This window comes from Nocardioides sp. W7, from assembly GCF_022919075.1.
In the GTDB taxonomy this organism is placed as follows: Bacteria; Actinomycetota; Actinomycetes; order Propionibacteriales; family Nocardioidaceae; genus Nocardioides.
Genome location: NZ_CP095078.1, coordinates 3076037 through 3100804 on the forward strand (window position 1 = coordinate 3076037; position 24768 = coordinate 3100804).

The window sequence follows — 24768 nt, forward strand, 5'->3', positions numbered from 1 at the left end:
CCGGGAGTCGGCGTCGTTCGGGGGCTGCTGACGCTGGTTGAGGTGCGAAGGACGAAGTCCTGAGCCTCGAAACCCGGCGAGCCGGGAGTCGGCGTCGAGCAGGCCCGACTCGCTGCTCACCGGGTTTCGAGGCTCGGCGCCAGGGCGCCTCACGCCTCAACCAGCGTCAGGCCGCGTCGGCCTCGTCGTCCGCCGTCAGGCCCAGGGTGAGCGCGGTCTCACGCAGCACCTCGGCGGCGAGCTCGGGGTGCTCGGAGAGGCTGCGGCCGTAGCTCGGGATCATCTTCTCGAGCGCCGGCAGCCACTCGGTCATCCGGTCGGGGAAGCACTCGCCCAGCACGTCGAGCATGATCGGGACGGCCGTCGAGGCGCCCGGCGAGGCGCCGAGCAGACCGGCGATGGAGCCGTCGCCCGCCGCGATCAGCTCGGTGCCGAACTGCAGGACGCCGCCCTTCCCGGGGACGTTCTTGATGACCTGGACCCGCTGGCCGGCGACGATCTTCTCCCAGTCCTCGGCCCTCGCGTCGGGGAAGAAGTGCTGCAGCTCGACGAGCTGGGCCTTCCTGCCGGCGAGGACCTGACCGATCAGGTAGAGCGTCAGGCCGACGTTGCGCAGGCCGACCTGGATCATCGGCCACAGGTTGTGCAGCCGGATCGAGCGGAACAGGTCGAGCAGCGAGCCGTTCTTCAGGAAGCGGGGGCTGAACCCGGCGTACGGGCCGAACATCAGGCTCGGCTGGCCGTCCACCATCCGGGTGTCCAGGTGGGGCACCGACATCGGCGGGGCGCCGACGGCAGCCCGGCCGTAGACCTTGGCCTGGTGGCGGGCGACGATCGCGGGCTCGGTGGTGCGCCAGAACTCGCCGCTGACCGGGAAGCCGCCGAAGCCCCGGATCTCCGGGATGCCGGAGCGCTGCAGCAGGGTGAGGGCCTGGCCGCCGGCACCGACGAAGACGAAGCGGGCGGTGGCGTCGTACGTGCCGGAGCCGTCGCGGCGCTTGCCGCGCACGTGCCAGCCGTCCTCGGTGCGGTCCAGCTTGCGCACCTCGACTCCGGTGACGAGATCGATGGCGCCGCGGTCGTCCAGTGCGCCGATCAGCTGGCGGGTCAGCGAGCCGAAGTCGACGTCGGTGCCGGCGAGCGAGCGGGTGGCGGCCACCGGCTCGTCGCGGTCGCGGCCGGCCATCAGCAGCGGCGCCCACTGCTCGATCAGGTCGTGGTCCTCGGTGTACTCCATGCCCGCGAAGAGCGGGTGCTCGGCGAGCAGCTCGTAGCGCCGGCGCAGGTAGGCGACGTTCTCCTCGCCCCACACGAAGCTGAGGTGCGGGCTGGGGTGGACGAACGAGGTGGGGTCCGGGATCTGGCCGCTCTCGACCAGGAAGGCCCACAGCTGACGGCTGAGCTGGAACTGCTCGTTGACGCTGATCGCCTTGCTGACGTCGACGGTGCCGTCGGGCAGCTCGGGGGAGTAGTTGAGCTCGCAGAGGGCGGCGTGCCCGGTGCCGGCGTTGTTCCAGGGACCCGAGGACTCCTGCGCCAGGGCGTCGAGGCGCTCGACGATGGCGACCCGCCAGCTCGGCTCGACCTGGTGGAGGAGCGTGGCCAGGGTGGCCGACATGATGCCCCCACCGATCAGGATCGCGTCGTACGGGGCGGGACTCTCGCTGGCCGAGCGGCTCACGCTGTCGTTCTCCTGTCGCAGTCTTGGTCGCGCACGAAATTAGGTGCCCGAGCCACGACCCGGATCAGCAGGTCCGTTTGACCCCGACTAAGAGAGACGTGATTCACACGCGGGTGGTGCGCCCGACCAGGTGCGGGGCCCCGTCGCTCGGGCGGCTGAGCGAGAACGCGTGACCGTCGTCGAGCCCCGTCGAGCCGAAGGCGACGGTGCCGGGCAGCAGGATCGGCTTCTTGAAGGCGGCGTCGACGCGCACCGCGTCGGGCAGCCGGTTCTCCAGCGCGGCGACACCGCGCGCCAGGCTCCACATGCCGTGCGCGATGGGGCGAGGAAAGCCCAGGGCGCGCGCCGTCAGCGGGTGGAGGTGGATCGGGTTGTGGTCGCCGGAGACCGCGGCGTACCGCCGCCCCAGGTCGGCGGGGAGCCGCCAGGTCAGCCCGTGCGGAGGCGCGTCGGGGTACGACGGGGAGGCCGCGCCGCTGTCGATGGTCGAGCCGGCACCCCGCCGCAGGTACGTCGAGGTGCTCTCCCAGACCGTCTCGCCGCCGCTGCGGAGCGTCGCCTCGAACGCGTAGGCGGTGCCCTTCGGGTGCGGCAGCGGAGCACCGACGGCGACCTCGACGTCGAGGGTCTCGCCGACGGCGATCGGCCGGTGCGCGGTGATCGAGTTCTCGACGTGCACGGTGCCGATCGCGGGTGCGGGGAACGCCTGGTCGCCCATGATCGCCAGGTGCAGGCCGAAGGCCAGGACGTGCGGGTAGGTGAGCGGCACCGTGTCCTTGGCGGGGAAACCGCAGACCACGGCGTACCGCTCGACGTGCGCGCGCTCGACCGTCACCGGGGGCCTGGTCATCCGCAGTCCGCTGAAGCCGTCGACGGGCGCCTTGCGGACGCCGGGCAGCCGGTTGACGACGGGCACGCTCGGGAGCGCGGCCCTGACGAGGTCGGTGACGGCCATCCTCAGGCGCCCAGCATCATCTGGCCGCAGACCCGGACGACGTTGCCGTTGACGGCGGTCGAGCCGGGGGAGGCGTACCAGGCGATGGTCTCGGCGACGTCGACCGGCAGGCCGCCCTGGGACATCGCGTTGAGCCGCTGGCCCACCTCGCGGGTCGCGAACGGCACGGCCGCGGTCATCTGGGTGACGATGAAGCCGGGCGCGACCGCGTTGATGGTGATGCCGCGGTCGAGCTCGTCGGCGAGGGAGTCGACCAGGCCGATCACGCCGGCCTTGGAGGCGGCGTAGTTGGTCTGTCCGACGTTGCCGGCGATGCCGGCGATGCTCGCCACGCCGACGACCGAGCCGTTGTCGTTGATCACGCCCTGGTCCAGGAGCTCACGGGTGATCCGCTCGGGTGCGGTGAGGTTGACCGCGATCACGGACTCCCAGCGGTCCCCCCGGTCGTCGGCGGCCATGTTGGCCAGCTTCCTGTCGCGGGTGATGCCGGCGTTGTGGACGACCACGTCGACGCCGCCGTGCTTCTCCTTCAGGTGGTGCGCGATCCGCTGGGGCGCGTCCTGGCCGGTGATGTCGAGGGCGATCCAGTCGCCGTCGAGCTCCTTCATCAATGCCTGCAGCTCGCTGGCGGCCTGGGGTACGTCGACCCCGACGACCCGCGCGCCGTCGCGGTGCAGCACCCGGGCGATCTGCTCGCCGATGCCGCGGCTGGCTCCGGTGACCAGGGCGACCCTGCCGGCCAGCGGGGCGGTCCAGTCGGTGACCTCACCGGCCCCGGTGGTGCCGTGCACGCCGATGCGGATCACCTGGCCGGAGACGTACGCCGACTTCGGCGACAGCAGGAAGCCGAGGGTCGAGGTGACGGCCCCCTCGGCGCCGTCGACGACGTAGACCAGCTGGACGGTGCCGCCGCGACCGAGCTCCTTGCCGAGGCTGCGGGTGAAGCCCTCCAGCGCCCGCTGGGCGACCCGCTCGGCGCCGGCGACCTGCTCGGGCGGGGTGCCGAGGACGACCACCCGCGGGCAGGTCTCGAGGCGGCGCAGCAGCGGGGTGAAGAAGTCGCGGAGCGCGACCAGGTCGGCCGAGGAGGTCAGGCCGGTGGCGTCGAAGACCAGGCCCTTGAACCGCTGCTCCGCGTCCGGGGTCCCGGTACTGGCGATGTCGAGCTCTGCGAGGAGGCCGGGCAGGGACTCCGCCAGCCGGCCGCGGCCGCCGACGAGGACCGTGCCGTCGACGAGCGGCGCGCCGGCGTCGTACCGCTCCAGCTTCGTGGGGCTCGGCAGCCCGAGGTTCTTGGCGAGGAAGTTGCCGATCGGCGAGGACACGAAGTCCTGGTAGCGGTCGCTCATGACACCTCATGTAACTAGTCGTGTAACTCAGGGTCCACTTTTCGTGACGTGGCCCTCATGTCGTGTTGGGCTGTACCCAGCGGGGAACACTGGACGACATGTTCACCAGCACCCGGCGCGTCGCCGTCCTCGGCGGCAACCGCATCCCGTTCGCCCGCTCCAACACCGTCTACGCCGACGTGTCGAACCAGGACATGCTGACCGCCGCTATCGACGGGCTGGTCGCCCGCTACGGCCTGGAGGGCGAGCAGCTCGGCGAGGTCGTCGCCGGCGCCGTGCTGAAGCACTCCCGCGACTTCAACCTGGCCCGCGAGGCGGTGCTCGGCTCCCGGCTGGCACCGGAGACGCCCGCCACGGACATCCAGGAGGCCTGCGGCACCGGCCTGCAGGCGGCGATCCAGATCGCCAACAAGATCGCGCTCGGCCAGATCGACTCAGGGCTGGCCGGCGGCACCGACACCACCTCGGACGCGCCGGTCGCGATCGGCGACCGGCTGCGCAAGAAGCTGATGAAGGTGAACGCCGCGCGGGACCCGTGGCGCAAGCTCGCGGCGCTCGGCGCGATCCGCCCCGGCGACATCGGTCTGGAGATCCCGCAGAACGGCGAGCCGCGGACCAAGCTGTCGATGGGCGAGCACGCCGCGCTGACCGCGCTGGAGTGGCAGATCACCCGCGAGGACCAGGACGAGCTGGCGGCCGCGTCCCACCAGCACCTCGCGGCGGCGTACGACGCCGGCTGGTTCGACGACCTGGTCACGCCCTTCCGCGGTGTCGAGCGCGACAACAACCTGCGGCCCGACTCGACGGCCGAGAAGCTCGCCTCGCTGAAGCCGGTGTTCGGCAGGGGCGAGGCGGCGACGATGACCGCGGGCAACTCCACGCCGCTGACCGACGGCGCCTCCGTGGTGCTGCTCTCGTCCGAGGAGTGGGCCGCCTCGCACGGCCTCGAGCCGCAGGCCTTCCTGGTCGACTCCGAGACCGCCGCGGTCGACTACGTGCACGGCAACGAGGGCCTGCTGATGGCGCCGGCGTACGCCGTGCCGCGGATGCTGGCCCGCAACGGCCTGACCCTGCAGGACTTCGACTTCTACGAGATCCACGAGGCGTTCGCCTCGCAGGTGCTCTCGACGCTGAAGGCGTGGGAGGACCCGGTGTTCTGCCGCGAGCGCCTCGGTCTCGAGGCCCCGCTGGGCTCGATCGACCGGTCCCGCCTCAACGTGAACGGCTCGTCGCTGGCGGCCGGCCACCCGTTCGCCGCCACCGGCGGCCGGATCGTCGCGACCCTGGCCAAACTGCTCGCCGATCGTGGGTCGGGCCGGGGGCTGATCAGCATCTGCGCCGCCGGCGGCCAGGGCGTCGTCGCGATCCTGGAGCGCTGATCCGCGCGTCGAGTGCCATGAATTGGCCCCTCCAGCCCCGGATCAGGGGCCAGGAGGTGTCACTCGACGCGGGCGGCGAGGGCCAGGGCCGAGGTGACCAGGTAGTCGCGCACCTGGTCGGGCGAGATCTGCCCCACGGTGGGGATGCCCGGGGACTCCTCCTTGACCAGGATGCCCACCCGCGCGAGCTGGAGCGCGCCCAGCCCGCTTGCGTAGAGGGTGTTGGCGAGCAGGGTCGGGTCCTCGACGCCGAGCTCCTCCAGCGCCGAGCCGAGGATGGCCAGGCAGGTGGAGATGCTGCGCCCGAGCCGGAACAGGGCGCTCTCGGAGATCTCGTCGAGCAGCTCGGGACCCGAGCGGCGCATCAGCGCCTGCGCGCAGTCGACGAACGCCGGGTGGGCCAGGCCGTAGTCGACGAACGCGCTCACGATCGCGGCCAGCGTGTCCTCGGGGGTCTCGCCCGCGGCGCCGTCGAGCTCGTCGCGCAGCTCGTCGAGGTAGCCGACCAGCACGAGCGCGAACAGCTCCTCCTTGCCGGAGAAGTGCCGGTAGACGATCGCGCGATTGATCCCGACCGCGCGGGCGATGTCCTCGATCTGCGCGTCGCGCACGCCGCGCTCGTCGAAGAGCGCCCGGGTGGCGGCGATGATCTCGGACTCGCGCTTGCGCCGCCGGGCTGCGGCCGCGGAGCGCCGGCCGTCGGTCTCGGGCGCTCGGGTCGGCATGACTCGATGCTATCGAGGAGGTAACCCCGAGTTGCACGGGTGTGGCGCCCGACGCCGGTTCGAGGCGCGAGCGCAGCGAGCCTCGAATCCGAGTGGGCCGAGCGTCGGCGGTGAGCGGGCTGCGTGGGAGCATCCTCCGGTGACCGCGACCCTCGTGGCGAAGGACCTGGCCGGCGGCCACGGGCATCGCATCCTCTTCGAGTCCCTCGACCTGACCGTCGCTCCCGGCGACGTGGTGGGCGTGGTCGGCGCCAACGGTGCCGGCAAGTCGACCCTGCTTCGGCTGCTCGCCGGCGCGGCCGAGCCGATGGGCGGGTCGGTGTCGCTGGCGCCGGCCGACGCGTTCGTCGGCTGGCTGCCGCAGGAGCACGACCGGGTGCCGGGGGAGACGGTGGCGGAGTACGTCGCCCGTCGTACCGGTGCGACCGCCGCCACCGAGGCCATGGAGACGACGGCGGCCGCGCTCGGCGGCGACGTGCCGGGTGCCGACGACGCGTACGCCGCCGCCTTCGACCGCTGGATGGCCAGCGGCGCCGCGGACCTCGAGGACCGGCTCCCGTCGGTGCTCGCCGAGCTCGGCCTCGACGTCGGCCCGGACGCGCTGATGACCTCGCTGTCCGGCGGTCAGGCCGCCCGCGCCGCGCTGGCCTCCCTGCTGCTGAGCCGCTTCGACGTCGTACTCCTCGACGAGCCCACCAACGACCTGGACCTCGACGGGCTGGAGCGGCTCGAGTCGTTCGTCCGCGGGTTGCGCAGCGGCGTGGTGCTCGTCTCGCACGACCGCGAGTTCCTGGCGCGCTGCGTGACCCGGGTGGTCGAGCTGGACCTGGCCCAGAACCAGGTCGCGGTCTACGACGGCGGGTACGACGCCTACCTCGACGCCCGCGCGGTCGCTCGCCGGCACGCCCGCGAGGCCTACGAGGAGTTCGCCGACAAGAAGGCCGACCTGGTCTCCCGGGCGCGGACCCAACGGGAGTGGAGCTCGCAGGGTGTCCGCAACGCGATGAAGAAGTCGCCGGACAACGACAAGATGCGCCGCCGCGCGCAGTCGGAGTCCTCGGAGAAGCAGGCCCAGAAGGTGCGCCAGATGGAGTCGCGGATCGCCCGCCTCGACGAGGTCGACGAGCCGCGCAAGGAGTGGGTGCTGCAGTTCAGCATCGCCGCCGCGCCCCGCTCCTCGACCGTCGTGTCGACCCTGAACGAGGCGGTCCTCCGGCGCGGCGACTTCACCTTCGGCCCGGCCTCGCTGCAGGTCAACGCCGGCGACCGGATCGGCATCACCGGGCCCAACGGCGCGGGCAAGTCGACGCTGCTCGCCCTCCTGCTCGGCCGGGTCGCTCCCGACGCGGGCTCCGCCTCGCTCGGCGTCTCGGTCGCCGTCGGCGAGATCGACCAGGCGCGCACCGGCCTGCCCGACGACCAGCCGCTCGGCACCGCCTTCGAGCTCGCCGTACCCGACTGGGCTCCGGCCGACGCGCGGACCCTGCTCGCGAAGTTCGGCCTGAAGGCCGACCAGGTCGCCTCGCTGGTCGGCCGGCTCTCGCCCGGCGAGCGCACCCGCGCGGCGATGGCCCTGCTCCAGGCCCGCGGGGTCAACCTGCTGGTCCTCGACGAGCCCACCAACCACCTCGACCTGCCCGCGATCGAGCAGCTCGAGGACGCACTCGAGTCGTACGACGGCGCGCTGCTGCTCGTCTCCCACGACCGCCGTCTGCTCGCGAACGTGGACCTCGACCAGCGCTGGCACGTCGAGGGCGGGCGGGTCACGCAGCTCTGACGTGGTGCGGTGGTCCTGTTCAAGCAGGTTGACCGGATCCACCGCGATCGCACCAGCGGACGAGCAGCTCAGGCGAGCGCGCGCACCGTCTCGATGGTGTCGGCCTCGTCGGCGGACTTGTCGTCGCGGTAGCGCAGCACCCGCGCGAAGCGCAGCGCCAGCCCGCCGGGGTAGCGCGTCGAGCGCTGGAGGCCGTCGAACGCGATCTCGACCACCTGCTCGGGCCGGACCGGCACGACGTAGTGGTCGCCGACGGTGGCCGGGTCGAGGGCCAGCTCGGTGAACCGCTCGGTCTGCCACGCGAGCATCTCGTCGGTCATCCCCTTGAAGGTCTTGCCGAGCATCACGAACCCGGTCTCCGACGACGGGTCGCGGGCGCCGAGGTGGATGTTGGAGAGCTTGCCGGCGCGGCGGCCGGAGCCCCACTCGACGGCCAGCACGACCAGATCGAGGGTGTGCACCGGCTTGACCTTCACCCAGGCGGCGCCCCGGCGGCCGGCGTCGTACGGCGCGGCCAGCCGCTTGACCACCACGCCCTCGTGACCGGCCGCGAGCGTGTCGGCGACGAAGGCCTCGGCGACCGCGACGTCGTCCGTGACGACCCGCGGCACCCGGAACGCCACGGGGACCAGGCGCTCCAGCTCGACCAGCCGCTCGTCCCCGGGCGTGGTCAGCAGGTCGCGGCCGTCGACGTGGAGGACGTCGAAGAAGAACGGGGTCACCCGGACACCCGCGGCCTGCGCCGTGCGCGACGCGGTCTCCTGGAAGGCACGCGGTCGTCCGTCGTCGTCGAGCGCGATCGCCTCGCCGTCCAGCACGAAGTGCTCCGAGGGCAGTGACCGGGCGACCTCGACCACCTCGGGCAGCCGCTCGGTGATGTCGTCGAGCGAGCGGGTCGCGATCACGATCCGGGCGCCGGTGCGGTGCACCTGGATCCGGATGCCGTCGAGCTTGGTGTCGACCGCGACGATGCCGCCGCCGGCCCTCTCGACCGCCTCGGCGAGGGTCTTCGCCGACGAGGCGAGCATCGGCAGCACCGGCCTCCCCACCTCGAGGCCGATCTCCGCGAGCGGCTCCTCACCGCCCTCGAAGGCGGCCCCGACGACGGACACGGTCGAGCCGGCGAGCATCGCGGCCCGCCGCACGGCGGCGAGCGGGACTCCGGTGGCCGCCGCGACCGCCTCCTGGACCAGGGCGTCGAGCGCGCCCTGACGCACCTCGCCGGTCACGACGCCGCGCAGCCACTGCTGCTCCTCGGCCGTGGCCCGCCCGAAGAGGGACGTCACGGCGGCGGCCCGGGCGGCCTGCGAGCCCGGCCCGGACAGCGCGGCGAGCTCCTCGAAGGCGGCGTGCACCTCCAGGACCTCCAGCGTGGGCGACGGCGCCGGCGATGGCAGCTCCGCGAGCCCGCGCCAGCCCAGGCCGGTGCGCCGCTGCCGCAGCGCGCCGCCGACGTACGACGTCACGGTCTCCAGCTCCTCGGGCTCCGCTAACTCGAGCAGCGCGGCGATGGCGACGACCTTGGCCTTGCGCGAGCGGGTGGCGGCCACCGTCGCGGAGGTGGCGACGACCTGGGAGAGCAGCATGCCGCCATCCTGCCCCGGGCCGCCGACAGCACTGGTCAGGACAACCGACGAGATTCGTCCGAAATGCTTGCGCGGGGACAGGAACGCGTTCTAAGTTGGACACGTGTCCAGTCAGGTGTCCAGCGCGGCCCGCCGCGAGCTGAACTCCCGGCAGGCCGAAACCGTCGAGCGGCTGCTCGCCGCCGGCGCCGAGGAGCTGCGTGCGGTCGGCTCGGAGACCCTGACGATCCGCACCGTCGCCGGACGGGCGGGCGTGAGCTCGGCGACGGCGTACACCTACTTCGCCTCGAAGAACCACCTCTTCGCCGAGCTCTTCTGGCGGGCCCTGCTGACCGATCCGCAGCCCGAGCCGGTCGGCACCACTGCGGTCGAGCGGGTGTGCAGCGTGACCCGGCACCTCACCGCCATGCTCGCGGCCTCGCCCGAGCTGGCCGCGGGTGCCACCTCCGCCCTGCTCGGCACCGACTCCGACGTCGAGCGGCTCCGACTGCGGATCGGCTCGGAGTTCGTGAGCCGCTTCCGGGCCGCCGTCGGAGTCGTCGCCGCACCCGCGGACGCCGACGACGTCGTCGAGACCCTCGCGCTCGCCTTCTCCGGAGCGCTGCTGCAGGCCGGCATGGGCCTGATGACCTACACCGAGATGGGCGAGCGGCTCGACTCGGTCGTCGCCACCATCATGAGAGGCAATTCATGACGCTGACCGCCCAGGGGCCGATCGTCTTCGATCCCTACGACTACGCGTTCCAGGAGGACCCCTACCCGGTCTACGCCCGGATGCGCGCCGAGGATCCGCTGCACCACAACGAGGCCGACGACTTCTGGGTGCTCACCCGGCACGCCGACATCCAGGAGGCGGTGCGCACCGAGGGCGTCTACTCCAACGCGATGGGCGTCTCGGTCGACAAGGCCGCGTGGGGCCCGGACGCCCACAAGGTGATGTCGTTCCTCGGCATGGACCCGCCGCACCAGATGCGGCTGCGCTCGCTGGTCTCCAAGGGCTTCACCCCGCGCCGGGTCCGGGAGCTCGCGCCGCGCATCGAGCAGATCTCGGCGCACTACTTCGACCTGGCGCTGGAGCGGGGCAGCTTCGACTGGATCGCCGACTACGCCGGCCGGCTCCCGATGGACGTCATCTCCGAGATGATGGGCGTGCCGGAGGCCGACCGGGTCGAGGTACGCCGCCTCGCCGACCTCGTCGTGCACCGCGAGGAGGGCGTCCGTGACGTGCCGCAGGCCGGCATGGAGGCCTCGCTGTACCTCGTCGGCTACTACGCCGACATGCTCAAGGAGCGCAAGAAGCGGCCCACCGACGACCTCACCAGCGCGCTCCTGGCCGCCGAGATCGACGGTGACCGGCTCACCGACGAGGAGATCATCGCCTTCCTCTTCCTGATGGTCGTGGCCGGCAACGAGACCACCACCAAGCTGCTCGGCAACGCGCTGTTCCACCTGACCCGCCACCCCGATCAGCAGGCGCGGGTCTTCGCCGACCCGGCCCAGCCCGCCGACCTCGTCGTGCCCTGGATCGAGGAGACGCTGCGCTACGACACCTCCAGCCAGATCCTGGCCCGCCACCTGCTGGCCGACGTCGAGCTGCACGGCCGGACGGCGCCGAAGGGCGCCAAGCTGCTGATCGTGCTCGGCTCGGCGAACCGCGACGAGCGGGTGTTCAGCCGGCCCGAGGAGTACGACATCTTCCGCGACAAGGCCGAGGTGGCCCAGCTGCTCAGCTTCGGCGGCGGCCGGCACTTCTGCCTCGGCGCCAACCTGGCCCGGCTGGAGGCGCAGCTCGCGCTGCGCGACCTGGTCCGCCGGGTCAAGCACATCGAGGTCGACCACGACGCCAGCCAGCGGGTGCACTCGGTCAGCGTCCGCGGCTTCGCCTCCATGCCGGTCAACGTAGAGGTCCGCTGAGATGACCCGGAGCAAGTACGCCCAGCCCACGCGCCGCCCCGCGGTCGTCACCGGCGCCTCGTCCGGGATCGGTGCGGCAACGGCCCTCGCCCTCGCCGCCGCCGGTCACCCGGTCGCGCTGGGCGCGCGTCGTACCGACAAGTGCGAGGAGGTCGCCGCAGCGGTCCGCGAGGCCGGCGGCGAAGCGGTCGTGCACGCACTCGACCTCACCGACGGGGAGTCGGTGGAGGCGTTCGCGAAGGGCGTCTCCGGCGACCTCGGCGACATCGAGGTGGTCGTCAGCAATGCCGGCGCCGTCGCCCCCGGCACCATCTACGAGGTCGACCCCGAGCGATTCGGCCGGGAGATCGACCTCAACCTCACCGGCGCGCAGCGACTGGTCCGCGCGTTCGTGCCGGGCATGGTCGAGCGGCAGCGTGGCGACTTCGTCTTCGTCTCCTCCGACGTCGCGGTGCGGGCCCGGCCGTTCATGTCGTCGTACGCCGCCGGCAAGTGGGGCCTGGAGGGGATGGCGCACGCCCTGCAGATGGAGCTCGAGGGCACCGGCGTGCGCGCCAGCATCGTGCGGCCCGGCCCGACCTGGAGCGAGATGGGCACCGACTGGGACGCCGACGAGGCGGCCTTCGTGCTCAACCAGTGGGTCCGCTTCGGGCTGGCCCGGCACCCGCACTTCATGAAGCCCACGGCGATCGCCGACGCGATCACCACCGTCGTCAGCGCGCCGCGCGGCGTGCACCTGAACCTGGTCGAGGTCTCGCCCGAGGCACCGATCGCGAAGCCGGAGGACCGATGAGTGTCTCGACAAGCTCGACAGCCGGAGGCACGACAGCGGGGATCCCCGAGGTCTCCTACGCCGTTCCCGACGACGGTTACGGCCACCTGGCCGAGATGCGCGTCGACCCGATCGGCCTGTTCGAGCGGGTGCACGCGGAGTGCGGCGACATCGGCCGCTTCAAGCTGGCCGACAAGGACGTCGTCCTGGTCACGGGGGCGGAGGCCAACGAGCAGTTCTTCCGGGCGCCGGACTCCACACTGGACCAGGCAGCGGCGTACCCCTTCATGACGCCGATCTTCGGCAAGGGCGTCGTCTTCGACGCCTCGCCCGAGGAGCGCCAGCAGATGCTGAAGAACCAGGCGCTGCGCGGCGACATGATGCGCGGGCACGCGGCGACGATCGAGGCCGAGATCAACCGGATGGTCGCGGAGTGGGGCGACGAGGGCGAGATCGACCTGCTCGACTGGTTCGCCGAGCTGACGATCTACACGACCTCGGCGTGCCTGATCGGCAAGCCGTTCCGCGAGGAGCTCGACATCCGGTTCGCCCGGCTCTACCACGAGCTGGAGCAGGGCACGGACGCGCTGGCCTACGTCGACCCGTACATGGACATCGAGTCGTTCCGCCGGCGTGACGCCGCGCGCGAGCAGCTGGTCGAGCTGGTCCAGGGCATCATCGACCGCCGCAAGGAGCGCGGCGTCGTGGCCAAGGAGGAGCGCGACCTGCTCGACGTGCTGATCTCGATCGACATGACCGCCGACTACGTCACCGGGATCTTCATCTCGATGATGTTCGCTGGCCACCACACCTCCTCGGGCACGGCGTCGTGGGCGCTGATCGAGCTGATGCGGCACCCCGACGAGATGGCGGCCGTGGTCGGCGAGCTCGACGAGCTGTACGCCGATGGCTCCGAGGTGTCGTTCCAGGCACTGCGCTCGATCCCGCGCCTGGAGGCGGCGCTGAAGGAGACGCTGCGGCTGCACCCGCCGTTGATCATCCTGATGCGGGTGGTGCAGGAGGAGATCGAGCTGGCCGGCCACCGGATCCCGCCGGGCACGGTGGTGGCGTCCTCGCCGCGGGTCTCGAACCGCCTCGCGGAGGACTTCCCGGAGCCCGCGACCTTCGACCCGGGCCGCTACATCGACCCGCGGCAGGAGGACCTGCAGAACCGCTGGACCTGGATCCCGTTCGGGGCCGGGAAGCACCGGTGCGTGGGCAACGCGTTCGCGATGATGCAGATGAAGGCGATCTTCTCGGTCATCCTTCGCGACTACGAGTTCGAGATGACGCAGCCCTCGGAGGACTACCGCGACGACGTGTCGAAGATGGTCATCCAGCTTCAGCAGCCGTGCCGGGTGAAGTACCGGCGGCGGTCGCGATGAGCGTCGTACGGCGGGGTCTCGATACGCCGCCTCGTTCCTCGGCGGCTACTCGACCGACGAGACTCGCGGGTTCTCGGTGGTCGAGTAGCGAGCGCCAGCGAGGGTGGGTCTCTCGGTGGTCGAGTAGCGAGCGCCAGCGAGCGTATCGAGACCCCGGCGCAGCGCGATGAGGGTCGTGGCCGACCTCGGCCTGTGTCAGGGCCACCAGATGTGCACCGGCGAGGCGCCCGACGTCTTCGCCTTCGACGACGACACCGACCTGGTGGTCGTCACCTTGGAGCACCCCGACGAGTCCCTGCGCCCGCAGGTGGAGTCGGCCGTGAAGTACTGCCCGGCGATGGCGCTGAGCATCGAGGAGGAAGCATGAGTTCGACCCCGACCCTTTCCCGGGCAGAGATCGACGAGTTCTGGGAGTCCTGGCTCGAGATCAACCGGGAGGCCGAGCGCACCGGCGACTGGCGCGTGATGGCGGAGTGGTACGCCGAGGACGCGACGTACGGCTGGATGCTCACGCCCGACGAGCACTTCATGGCCGTGGGCCGCGACCAGATCCGCGACTGGGCCATCGGCATCGAGATGGACGGCTTCGACGGCTGGCACTACGACTACCAGGCCACCGTTGTCGACGAGAAGAACGCGATGATCGTCGGCTTCTGGAAGCAGCGCTCGGGGCTCACCGACGACGCGACGGGCCGGGAGTTCGAGGTGCCGGGTCTCGGCGGAAGCTGGTTCGGCGTCGAGCGGCAGTCCGACGGTGAGCTGAAGTTCTCCTGGCAGCGCGACTGGTTCGACTTCGGGGCGATGGCGCACACGATGGGCGCGGTCCTGAAGTCCGGCAAGGCGCCGGAATCGCTGCACGCGCGGCTGAAGGTGTTCGGTCTCGAGGTGCCCGGCCACTACCGGCCCGAGGACCTGCCGTCGCCGGTGTGGCCGCCGCCCGTCGAGGCGGGCGAGTTCGTCACCCAGGACCCGGCGTGAGCGCGCTTCCCGCGCCGCAGCTGCTGGTCGACGGCAAGCTGAGCGGTGCCAGCGACGGGGCGACGTACCCGATCCTGAACCCGGCCACGGGCGCCGAGATCGGGCAGGCCCCGGACGCCACCGCCGCCGACGTGGACGCGGCCATCGCCGCCGCCCGCCGCGCCTTCGACGAGACCGACTGGTCGACCGACACCGAGCTGCGGGTCCGTTGCCTGCGCCAGCTGCACGAGGCGCTGCTCGGCGAGGCCGAGGAGTTCCGGGCGCTGACCACGGCCGAGGTCGGGATGCCGGGCTTCATGATGGGCGCGGCCGGTTTCGACGTGCCGGTCGCGAGCCTGAAGTGGGTCACCGACCTCGCCGAGTCCTACGAGTTCGAGACCGACCTCGGCGTGGCCGAGCCGATGGGGATCCCCTCGCGGCGCACCGTGCGACGCGAGGCGGTCGGGGTGGTCGCGGCGATCACGCCGTGGAACGTCCCCACCCAGATCAACCTGGCCAAGGTCGGTCCGGCGCTCGCCGCCGGCTGCACGGTGGTCCTCAAGCCCGCACCCGACACCCCGTGGGTCGCCGCTGAGCTGGGACGCCTGGTCGCCGAGCACACCGACATCCCGGCGGGCGTCTTCAACGTCGTCACGCCGCTGTCGAACGAGGTCGCCGCGCAGCTGACCTCCGACCCGCGGGTCGACATGGTCTCGTTCACCGGATCGACGAACACCGGCCGGGCGATCATGGCCGCGGCGGCGCCGACGCTGAAGCGGGTCTTCCTCGAGCTCGGTGGCAAGTCCGCCGCGATCGCGCTCGACGACGCCGACGTGGCGGCCGTCGCCGGTGCGACCGCCTTCACCGCCTGCATCCACGCCGGCCAGGGCTGCGCGATCACCACCCGGCTGCTCGTCCCGCGGGCGAAGTACGACGAGGCGGTGCAGGTCGCCGCCGCCACCATGGAGTCGATCGGGGCCAAGGACCCGGCCGACCCGGGCGCGATCTGCGGCCCGGTGATCTCGCAGGTGCAGCGCGACCGCGTCGCGTCGTACCTCCGGCTGGCCGAGGAGGAGGGCGGCACGTTCGCCACCGGCGGGCACGTCATCGAGCAGGACGGCTACTGGATCGAGCCGACCGTCATCGCCGGTCTCGACAACTCCTCGCGGCTCGCGCAGGAGGAGATCTTCGGCCCGGTGCTCGTCGTCATCCCGCACGACGGCGACGACGACGCGGTCCGGATCGCCAACGACTCGGCGTACGGCCTCTCCGGCTCCGTCGACTCCGGCTCGCTGGAGCGGGCCAAGGCGGTCGCCGCCCGGATCCGCACCGGCACGCTCGCCGTCAACGGCGGCGTGTGGTTCAGCCCGGACGCGCCGTTCGGCGGCTACAAGCAGTCCGGCCTCGGCCGGGAGATGGGCGTCGCCGGGTTCGAGGAGTACCTCGAGACCAAGACCATCGCCGAGCCCGCGTGACACCGAGCGGAGCTCGGGGTCACGAGAACGGGCGCAGGTTGAGGAGCGTCGACGCAGACCGGCGCGCAGCGACGGGCTGCGTGACGCGTCTCGAAACCCAGTCAGGAAACGGAGCACACAGGTGAGCAGCAGGTTCGAGAACAAGGTCGTCGTCGTCACCGGCGCGGCACAGGGCATCGGCGAGGCCTACGCCAAGGCGCTCGGCGCCGAGGGCGCGTCGGTCGTGGTGGCCGACCTGAACACCGAGTCCGGCGAGCGGGTGGCCAAGGAGATCGAGGCGGCGGGCGGTACGGCGATGTTCGTGCGCACCGACGTCTCCTCGGCCGAGTCGGCGACGGCGCTGGTCGAGCAGGTGACCGCGGCGTACGGCGGCATCGACGGGCTGGTCAACAACGCCGCGATCTACGGCGAGATGCAGTTCGACCTGCTGATCAGCGTCGACTGGGACTACTACAAGAAGTTCATGAGCGTGAACATGGACGGCGCGCTGGTGATGACCCGGGCGGTGTGGAAGGTCATGCAGAAGCGCGGCGGCGGCTCGATCGTCAACCAGTCCAGCACCGCGGCGTACCTCTACTCCGGCTTCTACGGCCTGGCCAAGGTCGGCGTGAACGGCCTGACCCAGCAGCTGGCCCACGAGGTCGGCGGGATGAACATCCGCGTCAACGCGATCGCCCCCGGCCCGACCGACACCGCGGCGACCCGCACCCAGGCCGGCGACGCGGCCAAGGACCTGGTGAAGAACCTGGCGCTGAAGCGGATGGGTCAGCCCGAGGACATGGTCGGCGCCTGCCTGTTCCTGCTCTCGGACGAGTCGTCGTGGGTGACCGGTCAGATCATCGCCGTCGACGGCGGACAGACCTTCCGCGCATGACGTCCGTCGGCTTCGTGGGCCTCGGCATGATCGGCAAGCCGATGGCGCTGACGCTGGCCCGCTCCGAGCTCGACCTGTTCGTGTACGACGTCGTCCCCGAGCCGCTGGCCGAGCTCGAGGCGGCCGGTGCGAAGACGGTCGGCAGCGTGGCCGAGCTGGCCCGCTCGGTCGACGTACTCTGCGTGATGGTGCGCGACGACGACCAGGTGCGCGAGGTGCTCGGCGAGGTGCTGGGGGTCGCGGGGGACCGGCTCACGGTCGTCATCCACTCCACGGTCGCGCCCGGCACCCCGGCCGAGCTGGAGGACACCGCCGCGCGGCACGGGGTCCGCATCGTCGACGCCCCGGTCAGCGGCGGCCCGACCGGCGCGGCCGAGGGCACCCTGGCGATCATGGTCGGCGGCACCGAGGACGCCTTCGCGGCGGCCCTGCCGGCGCTGGAGGTGATGGGCAGCAAGGTGGTGCACGCGGGCGGGATCGGCGCGGGCACGAAGTTCAAGCTGGCCCGCAACATGATGCACTTCGTCTCCTTCACCGCCGCCACCGAGGCGATGCGGCTGGCGGAGGCGGCGGGACTGTCCCTGAGGGACCTGGGCGCCGTGGTGCGCCACACCGACGCGATCACCGGTGGCCCGGGCGCGATCATCCTGCGCGACACCACCGCGCCCATCGACCCGGCCGACTTCTGGCACGGCGTGATGACGCACGTGGTCGCGCTGGGCGAGAAGGACCTCGGCTTCGCGATCGAGCTGGCCGAGCAGCTGGACATCGACGTACCCCTCGCGCGGCAGGCGCGCGAGCGGCTGGCGAAGGGACTGGGACTGTGAGCGACGGAGCCGGCAAGTTCGACGAGCTCCCCGAGACCCGCCGGCGCGGGCTGGAGAAGATGGAGGAGGTCTACGGCTTCGAGATGACCGACGGCACCGGCGACTTCTTCCGCTACACCGCCGACCACCTCTTCGCCGACATCTGGAACCGTCCGGGCCTGTCCAACCGGGACCGCCGGCTGCTGCTGATCGGGCTGCTCACGGGCTCGGGCGGCCAGGACGTGCTGACCATCCAGATCCCCGCCGCGTACGCCGCCGGTGAGCTCGACGACGCGGCCCTGCGCGAGATCACCATCCTGATGTGCCACTACGCCGGCTGGCCGATCGGCTCGCGGATCAACGCCATCGTCGAGGACACCATCGCCAAGGCGGCCAAGAAGCGGGCTCGCGAGGAGTCTGCGGACCAGGGCTGAGCGCGACCCGTCACTTGCTCGGCACTTTTCGCGGTGTGTCGACGAAGCATTGACGGGTCGACCGGCCGACGTGCCGTGCCGACCCGCCAATGCGCGGGTCAGCCGCCCAGGCGCTCGGGCTGGGCCGTGGCGAGCAGGGCCTCGCGGTCCTCCGGGAGCACGAAGCCCGCGGCGACCACGGCGTCGGCGGAATCCTCGAAGGCGGTGAGGTACGACGTCCGGTCGGCGTGGCGCTCGGCCAGCCGGCCCGCGGGCAGCGGCGTGGTCGTGCCGAACAGCAGGCAGGTGAGCGGCCCGTCGGGGGCGGGATCCCCGGAGAGCACGTCGACGGGCACGTCGACCAACGGGGTGCGGATGCCGCCGCGGACGATCCCGTCGCGGTCGCGGACGTAGGTGCCGTCTCGGACCGTCAGCCGGTCAGCCGTCGGCGGCGCCGTACCGTCGCGGACCCAGCCGTCCAGGGCACGCAGGGCGGCCTTGGCGACCAGGTGGTGCGGCCCGTCGTTGATCGGCAGCGGGCACCCGAGGGTGTCCGCCACCGGGCCGAGCGAGTAGGCATCGGCATGGGCGGTGCCCGCGACCTCCCACAGCCGGAACGTCGCGGAGTCGGGCTGGCGGGCCGGGAGGTAGTTGAGCACCCCGACGACGTCGGTCTCGGTCTCGAGGGTCAGGACCGGTACGTCGAGGTCGTCGCGGATCAGGGTCGGCTCACCACTGAGGGTGGAGGCGATGTCGATGGCGCCACCGGTGCCACTGAGGGGCGCGCTCGCGCCCCCGCGGCTGTGCACCAGGAACCCGTCGAAGGCGTCGCTCAGCGGCTGGACGCCGTTGGCGTAGGTCGTGAGCGCGAACCCCGACTGCGACTCGCCGATCGCGAGCACCCGCTCGGGCTCGAGAGTGCCGAGGAGGTCGCCGCCCCGGACGGCTGCCGCGGCCTGGGTGTAGATGTCGTAGGAGTACTCGTCCCCGGGATGGTGCAGGTCGTCGTACCGCTCGGGATCGAGCGCGCGCAGTCCCTTCCCGGCGCCGGCGGCCTCGCTGACGGGGGTGGAGACCGCGACCCGGCCGCCCTCCACGCCGACGTGCTGCGCCGAGACGCCCACCCAGGCGTAGCCGCCGCGCAGGATCTCGTCGGCCAGGTAGGTCCAGTCCGGGGCGGCGTCGAAGCCGCCACTGACGTTGAGCCACTCGACCAGGACCGTCCCGTTGAACTCCTTCGCCGGTGGCATCCGGGTCAGCACCCGGGTGCGGTAGCCCAGCGAGCGCGCCGGTGTCAGGTCGAACCGGCCGTCGGCGCTCCGCGTGCCGGAGTACGACGTCGCCGTACCTTCGAGCAGGAGCTCGTCCTCCGTCCAGCCCGCCGGGAGCGGGATGTCCTTGGCCCCGGCCAGGAAGGGGCCGTCGCCCCCCGAGATCCGGCCGGGTCCGGAGCGTTCCTCAGAGCTCGGCTCGCCGGGGTCGGAGGAGCAGGCGGGCAGCGCGAGGAGCAGCAGGATCAGGGCGAGTGCGCGGTTCACCCGGACAACATAGAGCCCTCAACGACTTTGCGCTGGGCGCGACCCGTCACTCGCTCGGCACTTTTGGCGGTGTGTCGGCGAAGCATTGACGGGTCGGGCGCCCGACCGGCGGCGGCCCCGGCGCCCACCCCGCAGATCGACCCGTCAATCGCTCGTCGACACGCCGCGAAAGTTGCCGAGCCAGTGACGGGTCGGCGGGGCTATGGTCCCGCTCATGCGTCTGAAGCTCGGCCGCCCCGATCTCGCCCGGCACGCGAACCGCTTCGACGTCCCGGAGGCGAGCGGAGACCACGGAGACCTGTCGGTCACCTTTCTCGGGGTCGCGAGCCTGCTCCTCGACGACGGCCGTACGGCGGTGCTCACCGACGGGTACTTCTCCCGGCCCTCGCTGCTCAGAATCGGTCTCGGGAAGGTCGCGCCCGACCGGGGTCGGATCGACGCGGCGCTGGCCCGGGCGGGCATCGGCCGGCTGGCCGCCGTGGTGCCGGTGCACACGCACGTCGACCACGCTCTCGACTCGGCGGTCGTCGCCGACCTGACCGGTGCCGAGCTGCTCGGAGGGGAGTCAGCCGCCAACGTCGGACGAGGGCACGGGCTGCCGGCCGACCGGATCCGGGTCGCCACGTCCGGCGAGACCGTGCGGTACGGCGACTTCTCGCTGACCCTGATCGAGTCGGACCACTGCCCGCCGGACCGGTTCCCGGGCGCGATCACGGAGCCCGTCGTACCTCCGGTGAGCGCGAAGGCGTACCGCTGCGGCGAGGCCTGGTCGGTCCTCGTCGAGCACGCGAGCGGCCCGAGCGCGCTGGTCCAGGGGAGTGCGGGCTTCGTGCCGGGCGCCCTCGCGGGCCGGAGCGCCGAGGTCGCCTACCTGGGAGTGGGCCAGCTCGGCGTCCAGGACGAGGAGTACGTCCGCACCTACTGGGACGAGACCGTCGGGGCCGTCGGTGCCCGGCAGGTCGTGCTGATCCACTGGGACGACTTCTTCCGGCCACTGGACCGCCCGCTCCGCGCCATGCCGTACGTCGGCGACGACCTCGACGCCACGGTGCGCGTGCTCGACGAGCTCGCGCACCGCGACGGGGTCGGCCTGCGGTTCCCGACGCTGTGGCGTCGCGAGGACCCCTGGGCTGCCGCTCAGCCCTCCAGCGAGGGGTAGTCGGTGTAGCCCTCGGCGCCGCCGCCGTAGAAGGTGTCCGGGTTCGGCTCGTTGAGCTCGGCACCGCTCTGCCAACGGCTGGGCAGGTCGGGGTTGGCCAGGAAGAGCCGCCCGACCGCCACGGCGTCGGCGAGGTCCTTGTCGAGGATCTCCTGCGCGAACTCCCGCGTCGTCACCTCGCCGAACCCGTCGTTGGCGATCACCACGCCGCCGAAGGAGCGGCGCAGGTCCTGGACCAGGTCGAGCTTCGGGTCCGCCAGCACGCTGAGGTACGCCAGGCCCAGCGGGGCGATGCCCTCGACGAGCAGTGCGTACGTCTCCGCGACGTCGGCAGGGTCCTCCTCGGTGGCGCCCTGGATGTTGTGCGCGGGCGAGATCCGGATCCCGACGCGCTCCGGGCCGATCGCGTCGGCGACGGCGCGGGTGACCTCGAGCGCGAAGCGGACCCGGTTCTCGGGCGACCCGCCGTACTCGTCGGTGCGGTGGTTGGCGCCGGGCGCCAGGAACTGGTGGATCAGGTAGCCGTTCGCGGCGTGCACCTCGACCCCGTCGAGCCCGGCCTCGACCGCGTTGCGGGCGGCCTGCACGTAGCCCTCGACCACGCCGGGGATCTCGTCCAGCTCCAGGGCGCGCGGGGTCGGGTGCGGCTGCGGGCCCTCGGCGGTGAACATCTCGTTCGGCGCGGCGACCGCGCTCGGCGCGACGACCGGCTGCCCGCCGGTGTTGTCGGGGTGCGAGACCCGCCCGGCGTGCATCAGCTGGGCGACGATCCGGCCGCCGTTCGCGTGCACGGCGTCGGCGACACGGCGCCAGCCGGCGAGCTGCTCGTCGGAGTGGAAGCCGGGGGTGTCCAGGTAGCCCTGGCCCTCGGGGGTGGGCTGGCTGCCCTCGGTGATGATCAGGCCGGCGGAGGCACGCTGCGCGTAGTACTCCACCGCGAGGTCGCCGGGCACCGTGCCCTGGGCGCGGTTGCGGGTCAGCGGGGCCATCACGAGACGGTTGGGCAGCGTCCAGGCGCCGACGGTCAGGGGCTCGAAGAGATCGGCCATGGGACAGCTCCTGTCGAAGATGGGGATCGTGCGGACCCTTGGCACAGCGGTCCCGCTCGGCCTGGTGTTCCGGGGGCCGGCGGTGAGGCTCCTCACCGTTTCGGACCGCTCAGCCGGGGTTCGCGGCCCGCAGCAGCCGCCGACCGAGCGCCTCGACGGCCGCGCGCAGCTCCGGGCCCTCCTCGACGCGGAAGTCCGCCGGCAGAGTGGCCAGCTGCTCGGCGAAGTACGTCGGGTTGCCGGTCGACGCCACCAGCCGGGTCGTGGTCGCGTCGACCTCCTCCAGCCGGCCCATCGTGCGCGGTACGCACCGCCGGAGCCGCTCGAGCGGGGCGTCGACGAGCACGCGGACGTCGTACTCCCAGCCCACGGCGAGGTTCTCCTCCAGGGCGGCGACCGGGTCGAGGTCGTCGGGCGGCTCGAACGACGCCTCCAGGACCTCGACGTCGCGCACCCGGTCGACCCGGTAGGTGCGTACGGCGTCGGCGCGCAGCGAGCGGCACACGAGGTACCACCGGCCGTAGCGCACCGCCACCGCCCACGGCTCGACCTCGGTCTCCCACTCGCGGCCGCTCTCGGAGCGGTAGGCCAGCCGGACCTGGCGTCGCGCGGCACAGGCCTCGACCAGCGTCACGGTGGTCGCGGGATCAGGGCGGGACGCGCCGCGGTCGGGCACCGGAGCCGCCGTACGACGCACCGCCTCGGCCTGGGCGGCGACCGAGCGGGGCAGCGCGCGCAGCAGCTTGCCGAGCGCGCGGCCGACCGGCCCGTCGACGTCGGCGGCGTCGTGCTGGCCGTCGAGGGCCGCCATCACCAGCCCGAGCACCTCGTCGGGTCCGAACAGCAGCGGCGGCGGCCGCAGACCCCGACCGAGCCGGTAGCCGCCCGCCGGCCCGCGCACCGACTCGACCGGGATGTCGGCCTCGCGCAGGATCCCGATATAGCGCCGGGCCGCTCGCGGCGTGACCCCCAGCCGGCGGCCCAGTCGCTCCCCGGTGATGCCGGGGGAGTCCTGCAGGGCCTCGAGCGCGAGCAGGGCCCGCGCGGTGGGGCTGACCTCGGTCGTCATCCGATCTCCTGATGGGGAAGTGGAACGTCCGCAATGGACCCTACGCTCGTGACATGGACGAGAACGAGCTGTGCGGGGCCACCGTGCGCGAGGTCGACCTGACCGGCACCCGGTTCGTCGGGGTCCAGGCGGAGACCCTGGAGCTGTCCGGAGAGTTCGGCCGACTGCTCGTCAACGGGGTCGACGTGGTGCCGCTCGTGAGCGCCGAGCTGGACCGCCGGCACCCCGAGCGGCTGCGGCTGCGGCCGACCGACGTGGCGGGCTACCGGGAGGCGTTCACGGTCCTGGAGGAGCTCTGGGTCGGCACGGTCGAGCGGGCCCGGGCGCTCGACCCGGCGCTGCTGGACGAGCGGGTCGACGGCGAGTGGTCGTTCGTCGAGACCCTGCGCCACCTGGTCTTCGCCACCGAGTGCTGGGTGGGTCGCGCGCTGCTCGGCGACCCGTCGCCGTGGCACTCGCTGTCGCTGCCGTGCGACGGCATGGAGGACGCGCCGGGCGCGCCCCGCGACCTCGCCGCCCGGCCCGCGCTCGGCGAGGTGCTCGAGCTTCGCGCCGACCGGCAGGCGACGGTCCACCGGGCGCTCGAGGCCATCACCGACGAGCAGCTCACGATGACCTGCACCGTGCCCGACGGCGTGGGCTGGCCGCCGGCCGGCGAGGTGCTGCCGGTCCGGGAGCCGTTCGACGTCGTGATCAACGAGGAGTGGTGGCACCGCCAGTTCGCCGAGCGCGACCTCGCCGTACTCGTCTCGAGACAGGAGCAGTCATGACCGACGCACGTCCGTGGGAGCCGCCGTTCGCCGGCACCGAGACCGAGCAGCTGCTCGGGGCCCTGGACCGGCTGCGGACGACGTTCCGCTGGAAGGCCGACGGGCTCGACGCCGCCGGGCTCGCGGCCGCGCCGGTCCCGACCTCGACCCTCACGATCGGCGGACTGCTCCAGCACCTCGCCGCGGTCGAGGCGACGCACGTGCTGTGGAAGATGTTCGGCGAGTCGCCGGGCGAGCCGTGGGCGTCCGTCGACTGGGAGGCCGACCCCGACTGGGAGTTCCGCACCGCTGCCGACCACAGTCCGGCCGAGCTCTACGCCCGCTACGACGGCGCGGTCGCCCGGTCGCGGGCACGCGTCGCCCAGGCACTGGCCGCGGGAGATCTCGACCAGCGCGCCCACCTCACCGGTCCGGACGACGAGCCCGCCAGCCTGCGCCGGCTGGTATGCGACCTGATCGAGGAGTACGGCCGGCACACCGGCCACGCCGACCTGCTGCGCGAGGCCCTCGACGGCCGCGTCGGGGAGGACCCGCCACCCCACTGGAAGCCCACGACAGGAGAACCCTCATGACCACGCTCACCGGCCGTCCGCACACCGCCCTCGTCGTTGTCGACGTCCAGGTCGGCGTCGTCGCCGACGCGCACGACCGGGACCGGGTCGTCGCGAACATCGCCACCGCTGTCGACAAGGCCCGCAGCGCCGGCGTACCGGTCGTCTGGGTGCAGCACTCCCACCCCGAGTTCCTGCCCCGTGACTCCGACGGCTGGCAGTGGGTCCCCGAGCTGAAGGTCGACGAGTCCGAGCCGGTCGTCCACAAGACCTACCCCGACTCCTTCGAGGAGACCGAGCTGGAGGACGTGCTCGCCTCGCGCGGGGTCGGCCGGCTCGTGGTGACCGGCGCGCAGACCGACGAGTGCATCCGCTCGACCCTGCACGGCGCGCTCGTCCGGGGGTACGACGCCACGCTCGTCGCCGACGCGCACACCACCGAGGACCAGAGCGAGTACGGCGCCCCGACGCCCGACCTCGTCATCGCGCACACCAACCTCTACTGGACCTATCACCGCGCGCCCGGCCGGGAGGCCGGCACGGTCACGACGCAGGAGTTCGCCTTCGGCTGAGCATCGGTGCGC

24 protein-coding genes are annotated in these 24768 nt (G+C 72.4%); 16 read left to right on the forward strand and 8 right to left on the reverse strand.

What is annotated here, in order from left to right:
* Positions 1-166: 166 nt before the first annotated feature.
* The 3 genes from MUB56_RS14585 to MUB56_RS14595 all read right to left on the reverse strand — a co-directional run bounded on the left by MUB56_RS14585 (position 167) and on the right by MUB56_RS14595 (position 3985).
* Entirely contained in the window at positions 167-1681 is a 1515-nt protein-coding gene (locus MUB56_RS14585; protein ID WP_244927745.1) for a malate:quinone oxidoreductase, read from the reverse strand.
* A 103-nt stretch (positions 1682-1784) separates the two neighbouring features.
* On the reverse strand, positions 1785-2636 hold the full coding sequence (locus tag MUB56_RS14590; protein WP_244927746.1) for a MaoC/PaaZ C-terminal domain-containing protein: 852 nt from the start codon (positions 2634-2636) through the stop codon (positions 1785-1787).
* 2 nt (positions 2637-2638) lie between these two features.
* A complete protein-coding gene (locus MUB56_RS14595) occupies positions 2639-3985 on the reverse strand; it encodes a 3-oxoacyl-ACP reductase (RefSeq protein WP_244927747.1) in 1347 nt (448 codons plus the stop codon).
* Positions 3986-4083: 98 nt separating this feature from the next.
* On the opposite strand from MUB56_RS14595, the gene MUB56_RS14600 reads away from it, so the two are divergent.
* Positions 4084-5364 (forward strand): acetyl-CoA C-acetyltransferase, encoded by a 1281-nt coding sequence (locus MUB56_RS14600; protein ID WP_244927748.1) that lies wholly within the window; start codon positions 4084-4086, stop codon positions 5362-5364.
* Between the two features lie 59 nt (positions 5365-5423).
* On the opposite strand, the gene MUB56_RS14605 is transcribed toward MUB56_RS14600, so the two are convergent.
* Positions 5424-6089 (reverse strand): TetR/AcrR family transcriptional regulator, encoded by a 666-nt coding sequence (locus tag MUB56_RS14605; protein WP_244927749.1) that lies wholly within the window; start codon positions 6087-6089, stop codon positions 5424-5426.
* A 139-nt stretch (positions 6090-6228) separates the two neighbouring features.
* On the opposite strand from MUB56_RS14605, the gene MUB56_RS14610 reads away from it, so the two are divergent.
* Positions 6229-7866, forward strand: a complete 1638-nt coding sequence (locus tag MUB56_RS14610; protein WP_244927750.1) for an ABC-F family ATP-binding cassette domain-containing protein — start codon at positions 6229-6231, stop codon at positions 7864-7866.
* A gap of 68 nt (positions 7867-7934) precedes the next feature.
* Here the strand turns inward: MUB56_RS14610 and MUB56_RS14615 are convergent, their stop codons facing one another.
* Positions 7935-9452: an ATP-dependent DNA ligase gene (locus MUB56_RS14615; protein WP_244927751.1), complete on the reverse strand. Its 1518-nt coding sequence runs from the start codon at positions 9450-9452 to the stop codon at positions 7935-7937.
* A gap of 103 nt (positions 9453-9555) precedes the next feature.
* Between MUB56_RS14615 and MUB56_RS14620 the strand changes: the two genes are divergently transcribed.
* The 10 genes from MUB56_RS14620 (at position 9556) to MUB56_RS14665 (ending at position 18069) form a co-directional block, all read left to right on the forward strand.
* On the forward strand, positions 9556-10146 hold the full coding sequence (locus MUB56_RS14620) for a TetR/AcrR family transcriptional regulator (protein WP_244927752.1): 591 nt from the start codon (positions 9556-9558) through the stop codon (positions 10144-10146).
* Positions 10143-11366, forward strand: a complete 1224-nt coding sequence (locus tag MUB56_RS14625) for a cytochrome P450 (RefSeq protein WP_244927753.1) — start codon at positions 10143-10145, stop codon at positions 11364-11366. Before MUB56_RS14620 ends, MUB56_RS14625 begins: the two co-directional genes overlap by 4 nt.
* A 1-nt stretch (position 11367) precedes the next feature.
* A complete protein-coding gene (locus MUB56_RS14630) occupies positions 11368-12159 on the forward strand; it encodes an SDR family oxidoreductase (RefSeq protein WP_244927754.1) in 792 nt (263 codons plus the stop codon).
* Positions 12156-13523: a cytochrome P450 gene (locus MUB56_RS14635; protein WP_244927755.1), complete on the forward strand. Its 1368-nt coding sequence runs from the start codon at positions 12156-12158 to the stop codon at positions 13521-13523. The genes MUB56_RS14630 and MUB56_RS14635 overlap by 4 nt, the downstream gene beginning before the upstream one ends.
* 175 nt (positions 13524-13698) lie before the next feature.
* Positions 13699-13890 (forward strand): ferredoxin, encoded by a 192-nt coding sequence (locus MUB56_RS14640; RefSeq protein ID WP_244927756.1) that lies wholly within the window; start codon positions 13699-13701, stop codon positions 13888-13890.
* Positions 13887-14501: a nuclear transport factor 2 family protein gene (locus MUB56_RS14645; RefSeq protein ID WP_244927757.1), complete on the forward strand. Its 615-nt coding sequence runs from the start codon at positions 13887-13889 to the stop codon at positions 14499-14501. Before MUB56_RS14640 ends, MUB56_RS14645 begins: the two co-directional genes overlap by 4 nt.
* Positions 14498-15955 (forward strand): aldehyde dehydrogenase, encoded by a 1458-nt coding sequence (locus MUB56_RS14650; protein WP_244927758.1) that lies wholly within the window; start codon positions 14498-14500, stop codon positions 15953-15955. Before MUB56_RS14645 ends, MUB56_RS14650 begins: the two co-directional genes overlap by 4 nt.
* A gap of 121 nt (positions 15956-16076) precedes the next feature.
* Complete coding sequence (locus MUB56_RS14655; protein ID WP_244927759.1) at positions 16077-16829, forward strand: SDR family oxidoreductase; 753 nt, start codon at positions 16077-16079, stop codon at positions 16827-16829.
* Positions 16826-17656, forward strand: coding sequence for an NAD(P)-dependent oxidoreductase (locus MUB56_RS14660; protein ID WP_244927760.1), 831 nt, complete (start codon positions 16826-16828; stop codon positions 17654-17656). Before MUB56_RS14655 ends, MUB56_RS14660 begins: the two co-directional genes overlap by 4 nt.
* Entirely contained in the window at positions 17653-18069 is a 417-nt protein-coding gene (locus MUB56_RS14665) for a carboxymuconolactone decarboxylase family protein (protein ID WP_244927761.1), read from the forward strand. Before MUB56_RS14660 ends, MUB56_RS14665 begins: the two co-directional genes overlap by 4 nt.
* A 98-nt stretch (positions 18070-18167) precedes the next feature.
* On the opposite strand, the gene MUB56_RS14670 is transcribed toward MUB56_RS14665, so the two are convergent.
* Positions 18168-19586 carry an alpha/beta hydrolase domain-containing protein gene (locus tag MUB56_RS14670; protein WP_244927762.1) on the reverse strand — a complete coding sequence of 473 codons (1419 nt, stop codon included), beginning with the start codon at positions 19584-19586 and terminating at the stop codon, positions 18168-18170.
* A gap of 214 nt (positions 19587-19800) precedes the next feature.
* On the opposite strand from MUB56_RS14670, the gene MUB56_RS14675 reads away from it, so the two are divergent.
* On the forward strand, positions 19801-20745 hold the full coding sequence (locus MUB56_RS14675) for a hypothetical protein (protein ID WP_244927763.1): 945 nt from the start codon (positions 19801-19803) through the stop codon (positions 20743-20745).
* On the opposite strand, the gene MUB56_RS14680 is transcribed toward MUB56_RS14675, so the two are convergent.
* Complete coding sequence (locus tag MUB56_RS14680; protein WP_244927764.1) at positions 20724-21794, reverse strand: alkene reductase; 1071 nt, start codon at positions 21792-21794, stop codon at positions 20724-20726. The genes MUB56_RS14675 and MUB56_RS14680 overlap by 22 nt on opposite strands.
* Before the next feature lie 109 nt (positions 21795-21903).
* Entirely contained in the window at positions 21904-22863 is a 960-nt protein-coding gene (locus tag MUB56_RS14685) for a WYL domain-containing protein (RefSeq protein WP_244927765.1), read from the reverse strand.
* 53 nt (positions 22864-22916) lie between these two features.
* On the opposite strand from MUB56_RS14685, the gene MUB56_RS14690 reads away from it, so the two are divergent.
* The 3 genes from MUB56_RS14690 to MUB56_RS14700 are packed head-to-tail and all read left to right on the forward strand — an operon-like array spanning position 22917 to position 24756.
* The gene (locus tag MUB56_RS14690) at positions 22917-23633 is read left to right on the forward strand and encodes a DinB family protein (protein WP_244927766.1); all 717 of its coding nucleotides are present in this window, start codon (positions 22917-22919) and stop codon (positions 23631-23633) included.
* Positions 23630-24205, forward strand: a complete 576-nt coding sequence (locus MUB56_RS14695; RefSeq protein WP_244927767.1) for a DUF664 domain-containing protein — start codon at positions 23630-23632, stop codon at positions 24203-24205. The genes MUB56_RS14690 and MUB56_RS14695 overlap by 4 nt, the downstream gene beginning before the upstream one ends.
* Positions 24202-24756: an isochorismatase family protein gene (locus MUB56_RS14700; protein WP_244927768.1), complete on the forward strand. Its 555-nt coding sequence runs from the start codon at positions 24202-24204 to the stop codon at positions 24754-24756. The genes MUB56_RS14695 and MUB56_RS14700 overlap by 4 nt, the downstream gene beginning before the upstream one ends.
* The last annotated feature ends 12 nt before the right edge of the window (positions 24757-24768 follow it).

Coding starts and splice junctions, on each gene's coding strand:
- MUB56_RS14590 (WP_244927746.1), bottom strand. CDS start 2,636: ATGGCCGTCACCGACCTCGTCAGGGCCGCGCTCCCGAGCGTGCCCGTC.
- MUB56_RS14595 (WP_244927747.1), bottom strand. CDS start 3,985: ATGAGCGACCGCTACCAGGACTTCGTGTCCTCGCCGATCGGCAACTTC.
- MUB56_RS14600 (WP_244927748.1), top strand. CDS start 4,084: ATGTTCACCAGCACCCGGCGCGTCGCCGTCCTCGGCGGCAACCGCATC.
- MUB56_RS14605 (WP_244927749.1), bottom strand. CDS start 6,089: ATGCCGACCCGAGCGCCCGAGACCGACGGCCGGCGCTCCGCGGCCGCA.
- MUB56_RS14615 (WP_244927751.1), bottom strand. CDS start 9,452: ATGCTGCTCTCCCAGGTCGTCGCCACCTCCGCGACGGTGGCCGCCACC.
- MUB56_RS14625 (WP_244927753.1), top strand. CDS start 10,143: ATGACGCTGACCGCCCAGGGGCCGATCGTCTTCGATCCCTACGACTAC.
- MUB56_RS14630 (WP_244927754.1), top strand. CDS start 11,368: ATGACCCGGAGCAAGTACGCCCAGCCCACGCGCCGCCCCGCGGTCGTC.
- MUB56_RS14635 (WP_244927755.1), top strand. CDS start 12,156: ATGAGTGTCTCGACAAGCTCGACAGCCGGAGGCACGACAGCGGGGATC.
- MUB56_RS14645 (WP_244927757.1), top strand. CDS start 13,887: ATGAGTTCGACCCCGACCCTTTCCCGGGCAGAGATCGACGAGTTCTGG.
- MUB56_RS14660 (WP_244927760.1), top strand. CDS start 16,826: ATGACGTCCGTCGGCTTCGTGGGCCTCGGCATGATCGGCAAGCCGATG.
- MUB56_RS14675 (WP_244927763.1), top strand. CDS start 19,801: ATGCGTCTGAAGCTCGGCCGCCCCGATCTCGCCCGGCACGCGAACCGC.
- MUB56_RS14680 (WP_244927764.1), bottom strand. CDS start 21,794: ATGGCCGATCTCTTCGAGCCCCTGACCGTCGGCGCCTGGACGCTGCCC.
- MUB56_RS14685 (WP_244927765.1), bottom strand. CDS start 22,863: ATGACGACCGAGGTCAGCCCCACCGCGCGGGCCCTGCTCGCGCTCGAG.
- MUB56_RS14690 (WP_244927766.1), top strand. CDS start 22,917: ATGGACGAGAACGAGCTGTGCGGGGCCACCGTGCGCGAGGTCGACCTG.
- MUB56_RS14695 (WP_244927767.1), top strand. CDS start 23,630: ATGACCGACGCACGTCCGTGGGAGCCGCCGTTCGCCGGCACCGAGACC.
- MUB56_RS14700 (WP_244927768.1), top strand. CDS start 24,202: ATGACCACGCTCACCGGCCGTCCGCACACCGCCCTCGTCGTTGTCGAC.